Origin of the sequence: Bacteroides acidifaciens, from assembly GCF_903181435.1 — a bacterium.
Lineage (GTDB): Bacteria > Bacteroidota > Bacteroidia > Bacteroidales > Bacteroidaceae > Bacteroides.
This window is the reverse complement of record NZ_CAEUHO010000004.1, coordinates 47,230-60,967: the sequence shown is the minus strand read 5'-3', so window position 1 is coordinate 60,967 and position 13,738 is coordinate 47,230. Positions and strand designations below refer to the sequence as shown.

Genomic DNA, 13,738 nt, shown 5'->3' with positions numbered 1-13,738 from the left:
TTTATCTTTTCTTATAAAAGGATTTCTGTAGGGCAATTCTTTATATCAAAGTTTTCTATGGCATTCCATAAATCTTCTTGATATTCATATAATGGCTCTATTAAGACTTCTGGAAAAATAGCCTTGTCTGATATTTGGGCGAGACGAAAACCGGAAGTTTCAAATTTGCGTCCAACCTCACTTTTCATTCTATAGGATTCAACGACCTCAAAAGAGTACTCTCCTAAAAACTTCAATCTGCAATATTTTTGAGGATACCAGCCGATACAGACGATTTCACCTTCAAGCAATGATGAAAACTTGAAATAGTCCATTCCATTGAATCCTTTCTCTATGTCAAAGTCCGTATTGGTCTGTTTGTATTCGTGGCAGAATGTTTCCCAATCCTTATATCCTAAAGCACGAGCCATGAAAGATAATTTTCCAACATCCGGCTTTCTTTCCTTGTCTGCATCTTTATCTCCCCAATAACGACGTAATGTATCAACGCTGATAGTTTCAGATTGCTGGATAACGCTTCCGTCTTCATATTGTGGGAGAGGAAAATTAGTATTGCTCTGTTTCTTTATATAATCGCATAGGTCAGAGTATGCATTATCTGAACTCAAATCTATATTAGAAACTCTTACTAACTCGTTTTTTAAAGTTTCAAACCTCTCTTTGTCTATCGGTATTCTTTTCTTTGCCATATTACTACATGATGTTTATGACAAAAATACAAAACGTAACCAACTAATCAAATATATTTCATGCCTGAACGTGCCAAAATCAATAATTTCTTTTCGGTAATATATGTAACAAACTAATAATTAATCTGATACAATCGTGCCTAAATGTGCCTGAACGTGCCTTTTTATGCCCTTTCAAAAGTTGGCGAACTTTGCCCCAGAAACAAAAAACAAAAGGTATGGAACATCAAAAAACAAGTTATGACACGTTGCCGGAACGGATAGATTATCTGATTCAGGAAATATCAGAGATAAAAAACATTCTGATAAACAGAATAGAAAAAAGGGAAGAAATACCAAAGTGGCTGAATAAGGAGCAAGCCTTAAAATATATTCAAAAACAAGGATATAAATTAAGTTCATCGAAACTCTATAAATTATCAGCAACAGATAATATACCTTGTCACAGGTCAGGACGTAATCTGTATTTCTTTGCTGAAGAATTGGATAAATGGTTAAACAACCAAATTGAGGAGGAAGGCAAAACGAGCCAAAATCTTTCAACTCAATCAATACAATTAATTATAAAATCGGCTCAACAAAGATAGGAGATAAATAATATGAATAGTAATAGCAACAATAATAATATTCCAATGATAAATCATCCGTATAAAACAGCAAAAGGCTTGAAACGATATGTAAGAGATATTTTGCAGCAAGTACAACAAGAGGAAACATTGAAGAAAATAATAGATATATCTTCAAAAATAGACTATCCGGTTATTTATCATCTTGATGATGATAAAAAACTTGAAAAACTTGCAGAACTACGTAGGAAAGAAAACAACGGGGGATTGTCAGAAAATGAAACAAGAGAATTAAAGGGGTTAGAGCCGGATGATGAAGTCAAATATATTATATTGATAGAAGAATTAATGAAGAACGCGGATGAGTTTAAATTGGGGCTCGGCATTGAGCCGGACAGTATTCAGCCATATATTTATACGGGCTGTTACTGGAAAAACATAACCCGTCCACTTTTGAAGGAATTTCTTGCCGTAGCGGCAAATAAGGCAGACTTCAATTATTATGATATTAGACTGAGTAGGAATCTTGAGAGATTGTATAATCAGTTTGTCGCTCTTTGCACTCTTGTACCGGACTTGAATGAGAAAAAAGATGAGGTGAAAATTAATCTAAAGAATGGGACATTTGTCATTTCAAAGGACAAACAAGAGTTGAGAGACTTTGACAAGCGGGACTTTTTTAAATATCAATTGCCTTTTGAATACAATTCTAAAGCGACTTGTGATGATTTTAAGGCTTTCTTGAATGAGGTTTTACCTGAAAAAGAATCACAAATGATTCTTGCAGAATATTTGGGATATATTTTTACTCAAAACTTGAAATTAGAAAAGTGTTTGATTTTGAAAGGTGAAGGAAGCAACGGTAAATCCGTCATATTTGAAATAGTGCAAGCACTGCTTGGAGAACACAACACTTGTTCCTATACGATAAGTAATTTATGTAATGAAAATGGATATTTTAGGGCACAATTAGGTAATTATCTGCTTAACTATTCGTCAGAACTCGGAGGAAAGAATATCAATCCTGACTTGTTCAAGAAGCTAATCAGCAATGAGCCTATTGATGCGCGTTCTCCTTATGGACATCCGTTTATTATTCGGAATTATGGAAAGTTTATGTTTAACACTAACAAATTTCCTAATAATATTGAATTTACCCATGCCTACTTGCGAAGATTTATAATCTTGAACTTTGAAGTGATTATTCCGGATGAAAAACAAGATAAACATCTCGCCAAGAAAATAATATCCAAAGAATTAAGCGGTATTTTCAATTGGGTGCTTGAGGGATTGGGAAGGTTGTTGAAGCAACAACAATTTACAGAATCGCCAAAGGCAAAAGAACTTCTTGAGGAAATGAGATTTGAATCTGATAGTGTGGCACAATTCATAGAGGCAAAAAAATACGTGCCTTCTGTATCAGATAATGATAGAGTCTTATTAAAAGATTTTAGAGAAGAATATAATGCGTATTGTTGTATAAAGAAGTTGATACCTGTGAGACGAAAAGAATTTTCAACTCGCATAAAGAGTTTGAAATTTGAGATTGAGAAAGGTGGTGGTGGGAATAATTATATTTTTGTGAAAAGTAATAATATTGCTAAACAATTTGTAGAAAATTCATTGCCTGATGGCCTGTAAAAAAGTAAGAAATATGGAAAATATCATAAAAGTATCAATGTTTGAAAGTGCGCAAAATCGTTATGCAAGCGGAGTAGTGAACTTATGGGACTGGTTGTTCTTAGAGGACTATCGTACTGTTTTAATCAAAGAACTTCGAAATGAATCTGATTTGATGAAACGGCGAGAATTGAAAGAACTTCTTCCTGCAATAACTGTCAGTTGTGTTTGTTCTGAACGACGAACTGAAAAAATTTACGAGTATACGAACTTGATTTGTATTGATATTGACGGAAAAGATAACCCGTCAATATCAAACATAGAAGACCTTAAGATTAAGTTGGGTGAACTACCTTATATTATGTATTGTGGATTGTCTGCAAGCGGAAATGGCTTGTTCTGTATCATTCCTTATGCGGACCCTACTAATCATAAGAATGTCTTTGAAGCCATAAAAAACGATTTTGAAGAAATGGGTATCATTATAGATAAAAGTTGTGGCGATATATGCCGTTTACGCTTCCTTTCGCATGATACGCAACCGTATGTCAATAAACATGCGGAAGTTTATACGTCTAAGCCAAAAACAAAATCAAATGCAGTGGAATATATTTATAAGCCAAAACAGAAATATAAAACGAAACCACCTAAACCCCGAACGCTTCTTATCCCCAATGCGATAGAAACCTTTCTTCGTCCAAATAATTTTGTTTTGGAAAGTGCCACTCCTTTAACAAAGAAACAAAAGGTTGAGCGGCTATTGAATGAAATAACCAGAAATCAAGTGGATATTACTTATTATTACGATGATTGGATTGCCATTGGCAATATCATTAAGAATATGTTTGGTGAGGAAGGTAGGGCTTTATTTCATAAGGTCAGTAGTTTTTATCCCAATTATGATTATGATGAAACTGATAGGGAATATTCCGCTATGATAATTGGACGGTATCGATATAATAGTGACCGCTTATTTGAAATAGCTGCAAAATATGGATTTTAAATAATGGGAAGAAGATACCCTTTTATCTTCAATAACTTTTATATTTTTAAAATAATGGGAAAAAATGAAATTGGTAACAACAGAGCCGACTCAAAAAAATCTGTTGAGAGTAAGAATTGTGATGAGTTAATGACAGTCCCTTGTGTAGATACGGATATTAAGCCCTCTTCAGACGATGAGGGTGACTGCACATCAGAAGTAAAGTTTGTAAGAGTCAGTGATTTGTACTCAAATTATCTGAAGCGTTGGAATCCTTACAAGAGTCCTAAAAGCAGAAGAGAGTATGCGCGTTGTTTGGAACGACAGTATCCTGGTCTTGTTCGACATGGTTGTACAAACAAGGAAACACGTCTTTATTTGAAAGAGTCACCACGCTCTTGTGAAAAGGAACTAAAATCAAATGACATTGATAATATTTGATTGTACTTTGTTGGAAATGAATAGTCGTATATTATCTACACTATTACTTATTATTTGATTTTATTGCGAAGAAAAGGGATAATTACCGGTGTGTAGCTTATCCCTTTTTTCTTCTCAAAACGTGTGCAATTTGTGTGCAAAGAGCCTCATCCTATACCGAAACCAAGGATAACCTATGCAAAAGGAAGAAACCCAAAGAAAAAGAATATCATTTACCGGTGTGTCACGTTTATCATTGATTATCACCACTTTCCAAAGGTTGTGTGCAAATTGTGTGCAAGGAGTTTCAGTGTGCAAGAAAAAAGCCATTACAAGGTTGCTTGTAACGGCTTGATTTTCTTTGTTTTATGCTTTGTGGACCAGCCTGGGCTTGAACCAGGGACCTCCAGATTATGAGTCTGTTGCTCTAACCAACTGAGCTACAAGTCCGATGTATCCATTTACTGGATGCGGTGACAAAAGTAGTATTTTCTGTCGAATTATGCAAATTCTTTCGATAAAAAACTGCCATTCTTTATTTTCAGAACTTATATTTCCGCTTCGGATTCTTGGGAAACCAGCCTTTTTGTACTCGTTCTTCCTGTTCGAAAACTTCTTTGATTGTCCAAAAGGAAGAGAAAGCAAAGACGCCCAACAAAGAAGACAGTATCACATTATCAATACTTAATGAAGCTATTACACCGGCTATGCCAAGTACTAAAAATATCCACCAGCATTTTGTGCCCCAATAATATTCGGCCTTTACCACGACTGGGTGAAAAAGGCCGATAATCAAAAAGGTGCAAATTCCGATGAATAACCCTGCAAGGTGATATTCATTTAGAAATTCCATCGTATTTTACTTTTCTACGCGGATAGGAATTTCTTTCTTGATGCTCTGCTCCAGAGAAATCAATGTCTCGGTAGCTACTACACCCGGTATCTCTTGCATTTTGTTGTTCAGCAAATCCATCAGGTGCTCGTTGTCACATGCGTATAGCTTGGTCAGCATGGTGTACGGACCTGTAGTGAAATGACATTCTACGATTTCGGGAATCTTCTGAAGTTCTGCTACAACAGATTTGTACATAGAGCCTTTTTCCAGCTTGATACCGACATATGTACACGTTCTGTAACCCAAAGATTTCGGATTAACATGGTAACCTGAGCCTACAATGACACCTAGGTCAATCAGTCTTTGCACACGCTGGTGAATAGCTGCACGTGATACTCCACATTCGGCTGCTACGTCTTTAAAAGGGATGCGGGCATTCTGGGAGATAATCTCTAGGATCTGCCTGTCGAGGTTGTCTATTCTTTCCATAATAATAAATTATAATTTCCAGTTGTTATCAAATAGTAAGCAAATATAGAGATTTATTTTAATTATTCTTCTTTTCCGAGAAAAAAAATAGGAAAAAGCAAAAAAAAGAGGTGCAAACGCTTTGCACCTCTTTCCTTTTTCTATTTAGAAAGGAACTTTCTTATTTCTTATCTTTTTCGATGCTTACCAATTCAACTTCGAAAATCAAAGTAGAGAACGGTTTGATTTGGCCGCCTGATTCTCTTGCGCCATAAGCAAGGTCTTGAGGGATGTAAAGTTCCCATTTAGAACCTACGGGCATCATAGTCAGAGCTTCTGTCCAACCTTTGATTACTTGGTTAGCGCGGAAAGTAGTCGGTTCGTTACGTTTGTAAGAACTGTCAAATTCAGTTCCGTCAATCAAAGTACCTTTATAGTTTACTTTCACTTTGCAAGTGTCAGCAGGAATTTCACCCTTACCTTCAGTGATTACTTTGTATTGCAGACCACTCGGAGTTGTTTTTACACCTTCTTTAGTTTTGTTTTCAGCAAGGAACTTTTCGTTTTCAGCCTTATAGTCAGCATATTTTTCTTCCAAAGCTTTTGCTTTGATAGTTTCCATAGCTGTACGGGTATAAGTCTGAGCTTCTTCCATGGTCATCATGCCGCCTTTTTCCAAAGTACCTGCGATGAAACCGGCCATGAAATTGTCTTTGCTGATAGTCTTGGTAGAGTCACCTGCGAACAATTCCTGGTTGATACCTTTCATCATCTGGTTGCTGATTTGCTGACCGATTTGCAGACCTGCCATATAAGCGATGTCTTTTTTGCTAGTCTTGTTTGCACCTTCGTTCAAACCTTTGATGAAATCTGCCATGTATGCAGTATCCACATCCAGACGACCTGTCAGATAGCCTTTCAGACCTTGAGTCTGAGCCATACCGATAGAATAAGACAGTGAGTCAAGATCTGATTTCAGATTTGCTTTAGGAGACTGAGCTGTACAAGAAGCAAGGCTTGCAGCAGCGGCGATTGTCATAAAAATACTAACTTTTTTCATTTTGCTTTGAAATTTTTTATTTATAATACTTCGAGTAATTCTACTTCAAACACAAGTGTGCTGTGAGGAGGAATCATTTCTCCGGCACCTCTTGCACCATAACCCAGTTCTGACGGAATGTACAATTTCCATTTTGCACCTTCCGACATCAGTTGCAGTGCTTCCACCCATCCTGGGATTACCTGGTTAACACCGAATACGGCAGGTTCACCACGTTGGATAGAACTGTCGAATAGTGTGCCATCAATCAGCGTACCTTCGTAATGGCATCTTACTTGGTCGGTAGCCTGAGGTTTTTTACCTGTACCTTCGTTGATAACTTCGTATTGTAATCCGCTGGGCAAAGTTATTATGCCTGCTCTTTTCTTGTTTTCTTCGAGGAAAGCTTTTCCCTGTTCGATAGCGACAGCGCCCATCTTGGCTTCCAATTCTTCGAAATACTTGTTTACTATTTCGCGGGCTTCCTGATGGCTGATAGCCGTCTGGTTGCCTTCCAATACATCCTTGATAGCCTGTGCAAAGTCTTCTACTGAGAGATTTTCAATCCCCATGCTTGATAAGTTTTGACCGATTCCCAGGCCAATAGCGTAACTGAATTTATCCATATAATGTTTTTTGTTGGCGATTGAAATGCGTCACCTTCATAGTTTTAGCTTTCAATCAATTGCAAATTTATGAATCGCAAAAGTACGTGTTTTATTTGAATGATTTAGCATTTGGTATTTAAAAATTCTTATATCCGTGAAAGTTAGCTCCTTTTCTTTGGAGAATTTATTCTTTTGTTCCGATGATTCTGATTACATTTGTATATCTTAAAACGAACAGAAGGAGAAACAAATATGAAGAATCTGGTAATTTTGACGGGCGCAGGCATGAGTGCCGAGAGTGGAATCAGTACGTTCAGGGATGCAGGTGGTCTGTGGGATCGGTATCCGGTGGAGCAGGTCGCTACTCCGGAAGGATATCAGCGGGACCCTGCATTGGTGATAAACTTTTATAATGAACGCCGGAAACAGTTATTGGATGTCGTGCCGAATCGCGGGCATGAATTGTTGGCGGAACTGGAAAAGGATTTCAAAGTGACGGTGGTAACACAGAATATTGATAACTTGCACGAAAGAGCCGGGAGCGGTCATATTATTCACCTGCATGGAGAATTGACAAAAGTATGTTCCAGCCGTGACCCTTATAATCCCCATTATATAAAGGAATTGAAGCCTGAAGAGTACGAAGTGAAACTTGGAGACAAGGCAGGAGACGGGACGCAACTGCGGCCTTTTATTGTATGGTTTGGTGAGGCAGTGCCCGAAATAGAGACAGCCATTCAATACGTGGAGAAAGCGGATATTTTCGTAATTATCGGCACTTCGCTCAACGTGTATCCTGCTGCGGGATTGCTTCATTATGTACCGAGAGGAGCAGAGGTGTACCTGATTGATCCGAAACCGGTAGATACACATACTTCCCGTCCGATACATGTGATTCAGAAAGGAGCTTCTGAAGGGGTGGCTGAGTTGAAACTGTTGTTGGGTGTCTGAGCCTTTCACGATGGAAGTGGAAGGGTGAAAAGCATGCGATACCGGCCATTTTCTGTAAGGAGGTCGGCTGGTCTATATTATTATGGATATACTCTGTGACTTTGTTAATCCGTAATTGGTATTCTTGTCTATTTAGTTCTTACGTTTCCATATCTTTTTGCAAAGTAAAGGATCATAAGTGCCGGAGAGTTATCTTATCTTGCTAACTTCTCCGGCAGATGGTAATTATCTTTTTTGTCCTATATAAAATACGTAGCCATAGTATTCTTTATACTTATAATATAGGCTCTCTTCGTACCGTTGCCCGGCAATGAGGTCTGCGGCCGCGGCATTTCCCGGATATTCCTTCAGGAAAGCTTCCTGGGCGGGGAACTGGGGGGCATAGAAATGCTCTATCCAGCAGTTTTCCGGTAAAATGAAATGAGCTGTCAGCGTATATCCGGCTTTCTCCATTTGTGCTATTTTATTGGGAATCGTATCGATTTCCGGATAATTAGCCATCCAGAAGTCTTCTATCTCAGCGGGACGTTCCGGAGTAAACCAAGATGCTTCCGTTACAGCGATGAATCCACCTTTTTTCAGAAATCTGTTCCATTCATTCATGCCACGTTCGAATCCTATATTATAGATAGCGCCTTCCGACCAGATTAAATCGAGCTCTTCATCTTGAAACTGCAGATTGTCCATTGAACCGACAATGCCTTTTACTCTGTCTTCGCAATGCAATTCAGCTGCATTCCTGTTGAATATCTCGATAAAATCGGGAAAAAGGTCGATACCTGTAATCTGCCCTTTTGTATAGTTGGCCAGTGCCATTGTCTGTCCGCCTGTGCCACAGCCAATATCGGCTATCCTGGTTTCGTCGGACAGCTCGTTGATGAAACTAACGGCTTTTTGTGTGACTTCGGGGCTTCCGGGTCCTTGACGTTCTAATAACTTGAAGTAATTACATATCATTGTGAAATCGAAATCGTGGATTGACTTTAATTCGTTACTCATTGTTTTTTATTTTTTTAGGTATATGGCAAATGAAGGCATACAATGATGATGAGTATTTGACCATACAAATTGTTTAAAAATTTAGATATAAAAGATAACTCCGGCATGAATATGCCAGAAAACATAAGGGATAATCTGTAATGAGAGGAAGGCTTACAGATTATTTACAGAACGGAATCCTTACGATATGAAAATGAGTTAAACATCCAATTTTTCTTTTTAGTTTGTGACAAAGATATGTTTTTGGAGACAAACCTCAATAAATTCTTTGAAGAAAAATACTGTAAAACTGTAATTTAGCAAGATTCGTCAAATGTATATTTAGAGGATTAGTGGAAATAATGATATAAAAAGACCATGTATTGAAATAATAATTAAGGATTATTTGTATTTTTGTAGTCGATAATCTAATAATATAATACATGAAAAGAAGCATTATCTTTCTCTTGGGTATTTTAGGTATTATAATGGTGGATGCTAAGAACCATTACTTTAAACATCTTGGAGTTTCTGACGGATTATCTCAGGTCTGTATTTTTTCCATTTACCAGGATGAACTAGGAGCGGTATGGTTGGGCACATCGGAGGGGCTGAACAGATATAATGGTGAGGATGTGAAAATATTCCGTCCTTCACAGAAAGATGAAGGTTTGACAAATAATGAAATCAACAAACTTTGTGGAGATAAGAACGGAAGAATATATATACGTTCGGGAAATGACCTGATAAAGTTTGAACTTTATAAAGAGAGATTCACTTGTTTACGCCGGAATGATGTGAGAGATATTTTCTGCGAAGGAGATACGCTATGGGTAAGTTGTAAGTCCGGAATCTATTATTATACGGCGGAAAGTTCTGAATTGACTTTTGTCACCCAATTGCACGAAGGGGTAGGAACGGGCGGGATGCTCTATGTTGATGATGATTTGATATGGGTTGCTACCAATCATGTAGTTGCTATTTCACGTAAGAACCCGAGTCAGCAAAAGATATTGACTTCATTCAATAGGGGGAGCCAATGCATTTCGGGAGATAGCGCCGGTAATATTTGGGTGGGTACTTGGAATGGATTGTATAGAATCTCTGCCAATAGAGAAGTCGTGACAGATTATGCAAATTCTTCGGACAAAGGTGAATTATCGGACAACCAGATTCGATGCGTGCTGGAAGACGACTTTAAACGAATTTGGGTAGGTACGTTTCGTGGTCTTGATTGCTATGACCCTGTAACCGATAAATGGAATCATTATACGCGTTATGGTGATTCTTCAAACACATTGAGTCATCATTCGGTTTTATCTCTCCATAAAGATATGCAAGGAAACATCTGGATAGGAACTTATTATGGAGGTGTCAATGTTTTTAATCCTAGTGAAGATAGTAATCATTTTTACTATGCCGAGCCTTTACAGGAAGACTGTCTGAGTTTTCCTGTTGTTGGAAAAATGACCGAAGATAGTAGAGGAAATCTGTGGATTTGCACAGAAGGTGGTGGTTTGAACTGTTATAATACGGAAACTGGTATTTTTACTCGTTACCAACATACGGCAGGCGATACGGGAAGTGTGGGGAGCAATAACCTAAAGTCAATATTTTACCGAAAGGGCAATGAACGATTATATGTTGGTGCCCACTTCGGGGGACTATTCGTTTTGGATTTAAATTCGAATAAAGGACATACCCTTCATCATGTAAAAGGAGATTCTGCATCGTTGCCGCATGAGATTGTGAATGACGTTCAAGAGTATAAGAATGGCCTTGCTCTGTTGACACAGGGAGGACCTGTTTATATGGATCCGGTGACTGAAAAGTTTTCACCTCTTTCGAATGATACAGATATTCAGAAGCTGATAAATAAGGAGTATGCTTTTGAAACCTTTCTGATTGACAGCAGAGAACGTATGTGGCTGGCTTCGGCCAATGGTGGAGTCATTTGTGTCGATTTGTCTTTATCAAAAGTAACCCGGTATGAAACGGATACCAATGATCCTTCTGCAATAGGAAGATTTAAAGTCGTTCATATCTTTGAAGATAGCAAAGGGAGTATTTATTTCTGTACGATAGGTTCGGGGGTATTCGAATTTCTGGAGAAGGAGCAATCATTTAAGGCTTATAGTACTTCAAATCAATGTCTTCCAAGTGATTATTGCTATTATATTTGCGAGTCTGTTGAAGATCATTGTTTGTTTATTCTTCATGGTAAGGGGATTTCTGTTTTTAATCGGGAAAAAGGAGAGATTGAGAATACTTACCATTTATTTAACCAGACTTATAGCCAGGGCTCTGCCCTGTATCTGGATAAACGTGGAACACTGTTTATTAGTGGTACTAATGGGCTGGCCTTATTTCAGAAACAATCCTTGTATGCTTCATCTTCCAAGAATCTCTTGAATTTTGATAAATTGTTTATTGTCAATAAAGAGATTTGTCCTAATGACCAGTCTGGTATCCTGACTGATATATTAGCCAAGACATCGGATATTTATTTAAACTATCGGCAGAATAACATAACCGTTGAATTTGCTACCTTTAGTTATAATAATGACCGTAACCGTCTGTTTGAATATCGTTTGGAGGGTTTTGATAAAGTTTGGACTCAAACGTCCGGCACAACTATAACTTATACTAATTTATCCCCCGGGCACTACACGCTTAAAGCTCGTCCATTAGCCGGTAAGGAGAACTTGAATGAGGAGGTTTGTTTAAATATACATGTTTCTGCTCCCTTCTATGCAACGGTTTGGGCATACCTCTTTTATTTTCTTTGTTTCCTTGGGCTGATGATTGCATTTATCCGTTTCAAAACCCGGCAGGCTGCGTTAAAGTCCTCTTTAGAGTTTGAAAGGAAAGAAAAAGAGCGAATAGAAGAATTGAATCAGATAAAATTGCGTTTCTTCACGAATATTTCTCATGAGTTCCGTACTCCATTAACGCTTATTCTTGGCCAGATTGAAGTCTTGATGCAGATGGATTTGGGTACAACCATTTATAACCGCATTCTTCGCATTTATAAGAATGCCTGGCATATGCGGAATTTGATATCAGAGTTACTCGATTTTCGAAAACAGGAACAGGGCTATCTGAAGCTTAAAGTTGAAGAGCAGAATCTGGTTGCTTTTACCCGGCAGATTTATATGTGCTTCTATGAATATGCACAGAAAAAAGAAATTACTTATCGTTTTGATAGCGTTGAAGAGACGATTTCTGTCTGGTTTGACTCAAAACAATTGCAGAAAGTAATATTTAATTTATTGTCAAATGCTTTTAAGTATACACCTAATAAAGGAAGTATAACAGTAGAGGTCAGAAAAATATCTTCTCAAGCGGTAGTATCGGTGTGTGACACAGGAACCGGCATTCCGGCAGAGCATATTTCGAAGATTTTTGAAAGATTCTATCAGACAAATAGCTCATCCTCTTCTTTCACGTTGGGAACGGGGATAGGATTGGCGTTGGCTAAAGGAATAATGAATATGCATCATGGGAAGATTGACGTGGAAAGTACTGTAGGGAAAGGTACTAAGTTCACTTTATCCCTTCCTTTAGGAAACCGCCATTTTAGTGAGGAGGAAATGGCTGTAACGGAAGGGCGGGAATCGGTGATTATTACAGAAGCGGCTCCTGTGTTTCCTTTTGAGCAAATAGTGGAAGTAGAGGATGATGAGGAAAAAGCGGTTGCACAAGAGGTTGCAGGGGACGAAGATAAGCCTGTTATCCTTTTGGTAGATGACAATGAAGAATTGTTATCTATGTTGGAAGATTTGTTTTTGCCAATATATAAGGTCTATACAGCGCGTAATGGGCGTGAAGGGTTGGAAATGGTGAGACAAATACAACCGGATTTGGTAATAAGTGATGTAATGATGCCCGAAATGTCCGGGAAAGAATTATGCTATAAGATTAAAACAAATGTGGAACTTTCTCATATTTCTGTAGTTCTGTTGACTGCCCAAACTTCTGTAGAATATGTTGTGGAAGGCTTAATGTTCGGTGCCGACGATTATGTTACGAAGCCGTTTAACATAAAGGTATTATTAGCCCGTTGCAATAATCTCATAAAGAACAAGAAGCGTCTGATAGCTCATTATACAGGTAAAACTGTGACAGAATCTCCTGTGCCTGAGATTATTAATGAACGTGATAAGGAGCTATTGACAAAATGTATCAGTATTATAAAAGAGAATTTTGAGAACCAGGAATTTGATGTTACGGCGCTTGCTTCTGAACTTTGTATGGGGCGCAGTAAATTATATATACAGTTCAAACAGATAACAGGATTGACTCCGAATGAATTTATTTTAAAAGTAAAGCTGGATGAAGCTATGCTGATGTTAAAGAATCATTCGGAGCTTAATATTTCAGAGATCTCTATCCGATTAGGTTTTTCTTCGCCTCGTTATTTCAGTAAATGTTTCAAATCATATTTTGGGGTTGCTCCACAAGCAGTACGGAGTAAAAAGGGGGAGAATAACTGATTGCTGATTTAAGTCTTTTCACACGGTTTTGCACTAAATACATGCATGTGTCACTGGCATATGTTGAAACTGTGTGGGAATATAAA

The 13,738-nt window shown here is 37.9% G+C and carries 12 protein-coding genes, 1 tRNA gene and 1 pseudogene; 6 read left to right on the top strand and 8 right to left on the bottom strand.

Annotation, left to right across the window (positions count from 1 at the left end):
* Nucleotides 1-11: 11 nt before the first annotated feature.
* Nucleotides 12-689: a hypothetical protein gene (locus CLIN57ABFB40_RS12455; protein WP_175630416.1), complete on the bottom strand. Its 678-nt coding sequence runs from the start codon at nucleotides 687-689 to the stop codon at nucleotides 12-14.
* A gap of 218 nt (nucleotides 690-907) precedes the next feature.
* On the opposite strand from CLIN57ABFB40_RS12455, the gene CLIN57ABFB40_RS12450 reads away from it, so the two are divergent.
* The 4 genes from CLIN57ABFB40_RS12450 to CLIN57ABFB40_RS12435 are packed head-to-tail and all read left to right on the top strand — an operon-like array spanning nucleotide 908 to nucleotide 4,298.
* A complete protein-coding gene (locus CLIN57ABFB40_RS12450) occupies nucleotides 908-1,276 on the top strand; it encodes a helix-turn-helix domain-containing protein (RefSeq protein WP_115502222.1) in 369 nt (122 codons plus the stop codon).
* Nucleotides 1,277-1,288: 12 nt separating this feature from the next.
* Entirely contained in the window at nucleotides 1,289-2,896 is a 1,608-nt protein-coding gene (locus CLIN57ABFB40_RS12445; RefSeq protein WP_117979842.1) for a phage/plasmid primase, P4 family, read from the top strand.
* A 13-nt stretch (nucleotides 2,897-2,909) separates the two neighbouring features.
* Nucleotides 2,910-3,878, top strand: coding sequence for a BT4734/BF3469 family protein (locus CLIN57ABFB40_RS12440; protein WP_175630415.1), 969 nt, complete (start codon nucleotides 2,910-2,912; stop codon nucleotides 3,876-3,878).
* A 3-nt stretch (nucleotides 3,879-3,881) separates the two neighbouring features.
* Entirely contained in the window at nucleotides 3,882-4,298 is a 417-nt protein-coding gene (locus tag CLIN57ABFB40_RS12435) for a hypothetical protein (RefSeq protein ID WP_117573738.1), read from the top strand.
* A gap of 355 nt (nucleotides 4,299-4,653) precedes the next feature.
* Here the strand turns inward: CLIN57ABFB40_RS12435 and CLIN57ABFB40_RS12430 are convergent.
* The 5 genes from CLIN57ABFB40_RS12430 to CLIN57ABFB40_RS12410 all read right to left on the bottom strand — a co-directional run bounded on the left by CLIN57ABFB40_RS12430 (nucleotide 4,654) and on the right by CLIN57ABFB40_RS12410 (nucleotide 7,245).
* A tRNA-Ile gene (locus CLIN57ABFB40_RS12430) sits at nucleotides 4,654-4,727 on the bottom strand.
* Nucleotides 4,728-4,818: 91 nt separating this feature from the next.
* On the bottom strand, nucleotides 4,819-5,130 hold the full coding sequence (locus CLIN57ABFB40_RS12425) for a DUF4491 family protein (RefSeq protein ID WP_004296605.1): 312 nt from the start codon (nucleotides 5,128-5,130) through the stop codon (nucleotides 4,819-4,821).
* Nucleotides 5,131-5,136: 6 nt separating this feature from the next.
* Nucleotides 5,137-5,601, bottom strand: a complete 465-nt coding sequence (locus CLIN57ABFB40_RS12420) for an Lrp/AsnC family transcriptional regulator (RefSeq protein WP_004302580.1) — start codon at nucleotides 5,599-5,601, stop codon at nucleotides 5,137-5,139.
* 160 nt (nucleotides 5,602-5,761) lie between these two features.
* Nucleotides 5,762-6,640 (bottom strand): FKBP-type peptidyl-prolyl cis-trans isomerase, encoded by an 879-nt coding sequence (locus tag CLIN57ABFB40_RS12415; RefSeq protein ID WP_175630414.1) that lies wholly within the window; start codon nucleotides 6,638-6,640, stop codon nucleotides 5,762-5,764.
* Nucleotides 6,641-6,660: 20 nt separating this feature from the next.
* Nucleotides 6,661-7,245, bottom strand: a complete 585-nt coding sequence (locus tag CLIN57ABFB40_RS12410) for an FKBP-type peptidyl-prolyl cis-trans isomerase (protein WP_121767186.1) — start codon at nucleotides 7,243-7,245, stop codon at nucleotides 6,661-6,663.
* Between the two features lie 234 nt (nucleotides 7,246-7,479).
* On the opposite strand from CLIN57ABFB40_RS12410, the gene CLIN57ABFB40_RS12405 reads away from it, so the two are divergent.
* Nucleotides 7,480-8,178, top strand: a complete 699-nt coding sequence (locus tag CLIN57ABFB40_RS12405) for an SIR2 family NAD-dependent protein deacylase (protein ID WP_175630413.1) — start codon at nucleotides 7,480-7,482, stop codon at nucleotides 8,176-8,178.
* A gap of 7 nt (nucleotides 8,179-8,185) precedes the next feature.
* On the opposite strand, the pseudogene CLIN57ABFB40_RS20520 reads toward CLIN57ABFB40_RS12405, so the two are convergent.
* Together CLIN57ABFB40_RS20520 and CLIN57ABFB40_RS12400 are read right to left on the bottom strand one after the other, a co-directional pair.
* A pseudogene (locus CLIN57ABFB40_RS20520) lies at nucleotides 8,186-8,287 on the bottom strand (AraC family transcriptional regulator); the annotation flags it as partial.
* A 116-nt stretch (nucleotides 8,288-8,403) separates the two neighbouring features.
* Nucleotides 8,404-9,177 carry a class I SAM-dependent methyltransferase gene (locus tag CLIN57ABFB40_RS12400; RefSeq protein WP_175630412.1) on the bottom strand — a complete coding sequence of 258 codons (774 nt, stop codon included), beginning with the start codon at nucleotides 9,175-9,177 and terminating at the stop codon, nucleotides 8,404-8,406.
* A gap of 422 nt (nucleotides 9,178-9,599) precedes the next feature.
* Between CLIN57ABFB40_RS12400 and CLIN57ABFB40_RS12395 the strand changes: the two genes are divergently transcribed.
* Entirely contained in the window at nucleotides 9,600-13,652 is a 4,053-nt protein-coding gene (locus tag CLIN57ABFB40_RS12395; protein WP_175630411.1) for a two-component regulator propeller domain-containing protein, read from the top strand.
* The last annotated feature ends 86 nt before the right edge of the window (nucleotides 13,653-13,738 follow it).